Genomic DNA, 5,240 nt, shown 5'->3' with positions numbered 1-5,240 from the left:
GTATGGTTCGGGAGCCTGATTGAATCAGGCTCCCCTCAGCGGCTTACAGCTTGATCCACGTCGCTTTCAGCTCGGTGTACTTGTCGAACGCGTGCAGCGATTTGTCGCGACCGTTACCCGACTGTTTGAAGCCGCCGAATGGTGCGGTCATATCACCACCATCGTACTGGTTAACCCACACGCTGCCGGCCCGCAGTGCCTTGGCGGTCAGATGCGCCTTGGAGATGTCCTGGGTCCATACCGCAGCGGCCAGGCCATACGGCGTGTCGTTGGCGATCTGGATCGCTTCTTCAGCCGTATCGAAAGCGATGACCGACAGCACCGGGCCGAAGATCTCTTCCTGAGCGATCTTCATCGCGTTGCTCACGCCATCGAAGATCGTTGGCTCAACATAAGTGCCGCCGGTTTCCTGAAGAATGCGCTTGCCGCCGGCGACCAGTTTGGCGCCATCGGTGTGACCGGATTCGATGTACGACAGCACAGTATTCATCTGCTGAGTGTCGACCAATGCACCGACGTTGGTGGCCGGATCCAGCGGGTTGCCCGGCTTCCAGGCTTTCAGTGCCTCGATCACCATCGGCAGGAATGTGTCTTTGATCGAACGCTCGACCAGCAGACGCGAACCGGCGGTGCAGACTTCGCCCTGGTTGAAGGCGATGGCGCTGGCAGCGGATTCGGCAGCGGCTTGCAGATCCGGCGCATCGGCAAAGACGATGTTCGGGCTCTTGCCGCCGGCTTCCAGCCAGACGCGTTTCATGTTCGATTCGCCGGAGTAGATCATCAGTTGCTTGGCGATTTTGGTCGAACCGGTGAACACCAGCGTGTCGACATCGTTGTGCAGGGCCAGCGCCTTGCCGACGGTGTGACCGTAGCCCGGCAGCACGTTGAGCACGCCTTTCGGAATACCGGCCTCAACAGCCAGCGCAGCGATACGGATGGCGGTCAGTGGGGATTTTTCCGAAGGCTTGAGGATCACCGAGTTACCGGTCGACAGTGCCGGGCCGAGTTTCCAGCAGGCCATCATCAGCGGGAAGTTCCACGGCACGATGGCACCGACGACACCCACTGGCTCGCGGGTCACCAGGCCCAGTTGGTCGTGCGGCGTGGCCGCCACTTCGTCGTAGATCTTGTCGATCGCCTCACCGCTCCAGCTCAGCGCCTGCGCCGCGCCTGGAACGTCGATGTACAGCGAATCACTGATCGGTTTGCCCATGTCGAGGGTTTCGAGCAGGGCAAGTTCTTCAGCGTGCTGCTTTAGCAGGCCGGCAAAACGAATCATGGTGGCTTTGCGTTTGGTCGGTGCCAGACGCGACCAGACGCCGGAGTTGAACGTGGCGCGGGCGTTTTCCACGGCGCGCTGGGCGTCGGCGGCGTCACAGCTGGCGATCTTGCCGAGCAGACGGCCATCGACCGGGCTGATGCACTCGAAGGTCTCGCCGGAGACGGCGTCGGTGTATTCGCCATTGAGGTAGGCGCGGCCCTCGATTTTCAGGTCGCGGGCGCGTTGTTCCCAGTCGGCACGAGTCAGGGTGGTCATTTAAGTGTCCTCCTCTTGTTGAATACGAGCGCCGCACGATCGTCGCCAGCGTCCTCAAAAATTCTGCCCGGCCAGCCTGCATTTCGGCCCAAGGCACCCGCCACCCTAAACCAGCGACCGGGGTTGTTTCAATATATTTGACATAAGGCAGTCATACGGCCTTGCGGTGTTGATTTTAATCAACATAGACTTTGACCCTTTCCAGCCAATCGCGCCGTATTCACGGGGGATAACAACAATGAACATCCAGAACGTCGTCGACATCAGCCTGACCAGCAGCGAAGCCGAACGCTATCGCCCGGACCCGGCGAAAGTACTGAAGGGTGATCCTGAGCAAGCGGTGTTTCATCAATACGACAGCCCGTGTGGGCAGATGGGCGTTGGCGTGTGGGAAGGTGCGGTGGGTCAGTGGACGGTGAATTACACCGAGCATGAATACTGCGAGATTTTACAGGGCGTGTCGGTGCTGCGTGACGGCGAGGGCAATGCCAAGACCTTGCGCGTTGGCGACCGGTTTGTGATTCCGGCAGGGTTTCGGGGCACTTGGGAAGTGCTGGAGGCTTGCCGCAAGATCTATGTGATCTTTGAACAGAAGGCTTGAGGATTTTCGCTGATTTCGCCTACCTCTTCGCGAGCAGGCAGCACGAAAAACCGAAAAAACAAAAAAGGCCCGTATCGCGAGATACGGGCCTTTTTATCAGAGGCACCTTCTGCGGGAACCTCGCTCCGCGTGAAAAAATCTCACCCGATATACATATGTACCGCACAAGGACAATGCGTGAAGCACAGCATGGGCGTCCCTAAGGACATTTTCTAATTTCAAGGATTAACCCATGACTGACAATGATGCCGCCCAGCCACTCAAGTTTCTGGTCGGAAGTTCGCTCAACGAACGACTAATGGAATTCATCCGCGGAGCTAACGCGTGCAAAGGCTTCCCGTTCGATTTCTCGATTCTGGAAAACAAAGAAATTAACGTCGTAGTCGATGATCAGGGGACCATTCAAGACCTGGTTTTATCTGACACTTCCGACTAATCAGCGTAACGCCGAAAAGGTCCGCGTCGAAAGACACGGATCTTTTTTTCATCCGCTGGAACGGCTCAGCAGGCATGGCAATTCATGCCAACAAAAAAGGCCCGTATCGTGAGATACGGGCCTTTTTTGTAAGTCGGGAAAAATCAATTACTTGATTTTGCCTTCCTTGTAGATCACGTGCTTGCGAACAACCGGATCATATTTCTTGATCTCGATTTTGTCCGGGGTAGTACGCTTGTTCTTGTCGGTAGTGTAGAAGTGACCAGTACCGGCGCTCGAGATCAAACGAATCAATTCACGCATGATTAGCTCCCTTAAATCTTGCCATCGCGGCGAAGTTCGGCGAGCACGACAGTGATGCCACGCTTGTCGATGATACGCATGCCTTTGGCAGATACGCGCAGACGCACAAAACGTTTCTCTTCTTCAACCCAGAAGCGGTGATGCTGCAGGTTCGGCAGGAAACGACGACGGGTTTTGTTGTTTGCGTGGGAAATGTTATTCCCAGTCACCGGACCCTTACCGGTAACTTGACATACTCTCGACATGCCTCAGCCCTCTAAAACCACATGCCCAACCCGGCATGGGTTGGCCGCTTAATCTCTCAGTCATTTGGCGCCAGGCGCCGCGTTTCTTTAGAGGTCTTACCGGCTACACCTACAGTGAAGGAACCGGGCCCCTAGAAAAGAGCGCTGCTTTATACCAGAAAGACTTCGGAGCAACAACATTCGGTGTGCAAACAATCCACAAAAAGGCGCTTTTTCAGCCTGCGAACGCCTTGGATAAAGGCTGGCATCGATTTTTACCACTCGTCGCAGAAAATCGTCCCTACGGGCGATTCAGACTTTTTACCGCGCACCGCGGTCTGAAAAACCGCCATCACTGTGCCCCGAAAATGCAAAAAGGGGATAGTCATTTGTAATCCAGACCTCTAGGGTAGGCCTTTTCCAGACTGCACTTGCAGATGGGCCTTCGATCTGTAAAAGGAAACCGACCATGCGCCTCGCTGCCCTACCCCTGTTGCTCGCCCCGCTCCTGCTGAGCCCCCTGGCCCAGGCCGCCGCGCTGAGCGTCTGCACCGAGGCCAGCCCTGAGGGTTTCGACGTGGTGCAGTACAACTCGCTGACCACCACCAACGCCTCGGCCGACGTGCTGATGAACCGTCTGGTTGAATTCGACACCGCCAGCGGCAAAGTCGTGCCGAGCCTGGCCGACAGCTGGGAAGTCAGCACCGATGGCCTGACGTATGTCTTCAAGCTACACCCGCAGGTGAAGTTTCATACGACTGACTACTTCAAGCCGAGCCGTGAGCTGACCGCAGAAGACGTCAAATTCAGCTTCGACCGCATGCTCGACCCTGCCAACCCGTGGCACAAAGTCGCCCAGAGCGGCTTCCCCCATGCGCAATCGATGCAGTTGCCAGCGCTGATCAAGAAGATCGACGCGCTCGATCCGCTGACCGTGCGTTTCACCCTTGATCACCCGGACTCGACCTTCCTGGCGACGCTGAGCATGGGCTTCGCCTCGATCTACTCCGCCGAATACGCCGACAAATTGATGAAGGCCAACGCCACGGACAAGCTCAACAGCCAGCCGATCGGTACCGGCCCGTTTGTGTTCAACCGCTTCCAGAAAGACGCGGCGATTCGCTACAAGGCCAACCCGGATTACTTCGGCGGCAAGCCTTCGGTAGACCCGTTGATCTTCGCCATCACCCCGGACGCCAACGTGCGCCTGCAAAAGCTACGACGCAACGAATGCCAGATCGCCCTGTCGCCAAAACCGTTGGACGTACAGGCCGCGCTGAAAGAGCCGACACTAAAAGTCGAAAAGACTGACGCGTTCATGACCGCTTTCGTTGGCATCAACAGCCAGCATCCCCCGCTGGACAAACCAGAGGTGCGTCAGGCCATCAACCTCGCCTTCGACAAGGCCAACTACATCAAGGCGGTGTTCGAAGACACCGCCGAAGCGGCCAATGGCCCTTACCCACCGAACACCTGGAGTTATGCGAAGAACCTGCCGGGTTACCCACATGACGTGGCCAAAGCCAAGGCGCTGATGGTCAAGGCCGGTTTGAAAGACGGCTTCCAGACCACCATCTGGACGCGTCCTTCGGGCAGCCTGCTCAACCCGAACCCAAGCCTCGGTGCACAGTTGTTGCAATCGGATCTGGCGGAAATCGGTATTCAGGCGGAAATCCGCGTGATCGAGTGGGGCGAACTGATTCGCCGCGCCAAGGCGGGCGAGCATGACCTGCTGTTCATGGGCTGGGCCGGCGACAACGGCGACCCGGACAATTTCCTGACACCGCAGTTTTCCTGCGCCGCGGTCAAATCGGGCACCAACTTCGCACGCTACTGCAACGCCGATCTGGACAAGCTGATCAGCGCCGGCAAGACCACCAGCGAACAAGGCGTACGCACCAAGCTCTATGAGCAGGCGCAGACGCAGATTCAGCAGCAGGCGTTGTGGCTGCCGCTGGCGCATCCGACCGCGTATGCGCTGACACGTAAGGACGTGCAGGGTTACTCGGTAAGCCCGTTCGGCCGACAGGACTATTCCAAGGTCAACCTGAAATAACCTGCCCTGCACATCACCTGTAGGAGTGAGCCTGCTCGCGATGGCGTCATTTCAGTCAACCCATTCGGTGACTGGAAAATTGC

Annotated in this window: 6 protein-coding genes; 3 read left to right on the top strand and 3 right to left on the bottom strand. The window is 57.3% G+C overall.

Features of this window, described 5'->3' with window-relative positions; translation table 11 throughout:
• Window positions 1–43: 43 nt before the first annotated feature.
• A complete protein-coding gene (locus AC1DVF_RS28225; protein ID WP_099757512.1) occupies window positions 44–1,537 on the bottom strand; it encodes an aldehyde dehydrogenase in 1,494 nt (497 codons plus the stop codon).
• Window positions 1,538–1,775: 238 nt separating this feature from the next.
• Between AC1DVF_RS28225 and AC1DVF_RS28220 the strand changes: the two genes are divergently transcribed.
• Window positions 1,776–2,138 (top strand): cupin domain-containing protein, encoded by a 363-nt coding sequence (locus tag AC1DVF_RS28220; protein ID WP_093429667.1) that lies wholly within the window; start codon window positions 1,776–1,778, stop codon window positions 2,136–2,138.
• Window positions 2,139–2,370: 232 nt separating this feature from the next.
• Window positions 2,371–2,574 (top strand): hypothetical protein, encoded by a 204-nt coding sequence (locus AC1DVF_RS28215; RefSeq protein WP_477783524.1) that lies wholly within the window; start codon window positions 2,371–2,373, stop codon window positions 2,572–2,574.
• Between the two features lie 147 nt (window positions 2,575–2,721).
• Here the strand turns inward: AC1DVF_RS28215 and rpmG are convergent, their stop codons facing one another.
• Together rpmG and rpmB are read right to left on the bottom strand one after the other, a co-directional pair.
• Window positions 2,722–2,877: a 50S ribosomal protein L33 gene (rpmG, locus tag AC1DVF_RS28210; RefSeq protein WP_003177274.1), complete on the bottom strand. Its 156-nt coding sequence runs from the start codon at window positions 2,875–2,877 to the stop codon at window positions 2,722–2,724.
• 11 nt (window positions 2,878–2,888) lie between these two features.
• A complete protein-coding gene (gene rpmB, locus AC1DVF_RS28205) occupies window positions 2,889–3,122 on the bottom strand; it encodes a 50S ribosomal protein L28 (protein WP_007920377.1) in 234 nt (77 codons plus the stop codon).
• A gap of 448 nt (window positions 3,123–3,570) precedes the next feature.
• Between rpmB and AC1DVF_RS28200 the strand changes: the two genes are divergently transcribed.
• Window positions 3,571–5,157 (top strand): ABC transporter substrate-binding protein, encoded by a 1,587-nt coding sequence (locus AC1DVF_RS28200; RefSeq protein ID WP_460089265.1) that lies wholly within the window; start codon window positions 3,571–3,573, stop codon window positions 5,155–5,157.
• Window positions 5,158–5,240 lie beyond the last annotated feature (83 nt).

The organism is Pseudomonas sp. P4_D7 (assembly GCF_056401755.1).
Note: the sequence above shows the minus strand (reverse complement) of the source record. Positions and strands in the feature narration are given on the sequence as shown.